This window comes from Vreelandella sp. H-I2 (assembly GCF_052959335.1).
Map to the genome: position 1 here is coordinate 1 of NZ_JBRAMC010000018.1, position 2,252 is coordinate 2,252.

Consider the following 2,252-nt stretch of genomic DNA (forward strand, 5'->3'; position numbering starts at 1 on the left):
ATTAGCTCAAGCTCTAATCCAAACGCGGCAAATACCTGCTGCCATGCTTTGGGGCTGCCGGGGGCGTTGGTTTTTTCCGTGCAGTGGGAAAGCAGCTTAAAGCCAGGGTCGGTGAGCGTTAATGCGCTAGGCGCCAGGGTATTAATACGCGTGGCGAGCCACTCTTGGAGCATGAGTACTTCCGGCACTGCTTCATTGCCCAGGGCTTTGACGTACTCCTGACGGTAGGTGAGCGTCATCGCCGGATCGATGCCCACCATGGGGATATCAAAGCGGGCCAAGGTGCGCAGCCGTTCGGCCTGCTTGTCGGCGGTACGCTCAAAGGCACCTAAAAAGCCCTGTACCTGGAGCGGTTTGCCGTTAGCTGAAAATGGCATGACAAACACGCGCAGGTTGAGGCGCGAGAGAAGTTCCACCACGTCCATCACCAGCTTGGCTTCAAAGTGGGTGGTGAAAGCATCCTGAACAATAATCACGCTATTGGCCCGCTGCTGTTCGGTTAATAGCCCCAGCGAGAGCGGGGTTGCCTCGGCGATGCCCCACGCCTTCATTTGCTTTTTTACACTGGCGCGGGAGAGCGCTGGCGAATCGCTGATACCTACCGTGGTGCGCATCAGGTTTTCCACCCAGCGCTGACCAATGAGCGCATTATACAGCGGGGCGGTTTTGGCCAGCGTAGGCAGCATAAATTCGGTGCCACCAATGATGTAATCGCGCAGCGGGCGCAGGTAGCGGCCGTGGTAAACTTCTAAAAACTGCGAACGGAACTGGGGAACGTTAACTTTCACGGGGCACTGCCCCGCGCAGGATTTGCACGCTAGACAGCCCGCCATGGCGTCATATACTTCGTGGGAGTAGTCGTGATGCTGTTTGCGACTTAGTGTATTGATCACACGCTGGGGAAAGCTTTTGATAAAGCCCCAGCCGCCTTCGGCCTTCTTCTTGCGCGACTCTTCCACCACATCGATCCCTGCTTGTGATTGCAGGCGCAGCCACTCGCGGATAAGGCTGGCGCGGCCTTTGGGCGAGTGGCGGCGATCCCGGGTCGCTTTCCACGATGGGCACATGGGGTCATCCACATCGTAGTTGTAGCAGGCCCCGTTACCGTTACAGTAGACCGCCGCGTCATACGCCTGCCAGGCACGTTCATCAATGGTGCGGTCAAACTGGCCGCGCATCGGAACGCCATCGACCGTTAATAAATCAGGATCGCTATCTTTGGCAATCAGTTTGTCTTCTTCAGCGGGGGTCGCGATCTTACCGGGATTCAGCTGGTTGTAAGGGTCAAACGCCGCCTTCACCCGCTGTAGGCTAGGGTAGAGCTCGCCGAAAAAAGTCGGTGCGTATTCAGAGCGCACGCCCTTGCCGTGTTCACCCCATAGTAGCCCGCCATATTTTTGGGTGAGCGCCGCGACCTCATCGGATACCGCGCGAATCAGTTTTTCCTGTTCGGGGTCTTTCATATCAATGGCGGGGCGAACATGGAGTACGCCCGCATCTACATGCCCAAACATCCCGTAGGAGAGCCCACGGGCATCCAGGGCCGCACGGAATTCGGCGATGAAATCCGCCAGATGCTCCGGCGGCACCGCGGTGTCTTCCACAAACGGAAGGGGGCGCTTCTCGCCTTGCACGTTGCCAAGCAGACCTACCGAGCGTTTACGCATAGCATAAACTTTTTGAATCTGACCGCGCCCTTCCGCCAGGGTGTAGCCCAGGCGTTCGACGCTGGCATCCTGGCGGAGGTGATCGGTAAATGCCTTAACCCGCTCAGCTAGGATAGCCTCGTCATCGTCATTGAACTCGATCAGGTTGATACCGCCAATGGGGCTACTCGCGTGAGCGGGGAAGAACGCCGCCACGCTGTCCCACACGAAATCCTCCATGGCGAGCTTGAGTACAGTGTCATCCACCGTTTCGATGGACGTAGGGCGAGCGCTGGACGCCATCAGCGCCTTGGCATCCCGGAGGGCGTCCATAAAGCTGGTGTAACGAACATTGACGAGGGTGGCGTGCTTGGGAATCGGCAGTACGTTGAGTACGGCTTCGTTTAAAAAGCCCAGTGAGCCTTCCGAACCGCACAGCAAGCTGTTGAGATCAAGCTCACCTTCTTGATTGCGCAGGTGGGCCAAGTCATAGCCGGTCAAGCAGCGATTGAGCGGCGGAAAGGTGGCTTCAATCAACGCACGCTGTTGATCGATAATCGCGGCAGCGGTGGTGTGGACGCGACCAAGAATACCCTCTTGCTGACG

General features: G+C 57.5%; 1 protein-coding gene. It reads right to left on the reverse strand.

Features of this window, described 5'->3' with window-relative positions:
* Positions 1-2,252 (reverse strand): FAD-binding and (Fe-S)-binding domain-containing protein (locus tag ACUVOF_RS21905; RefSeq protein ID WP_447046332.1); only part of this gene is annotated, 2,252 nt, incomplete at both ends.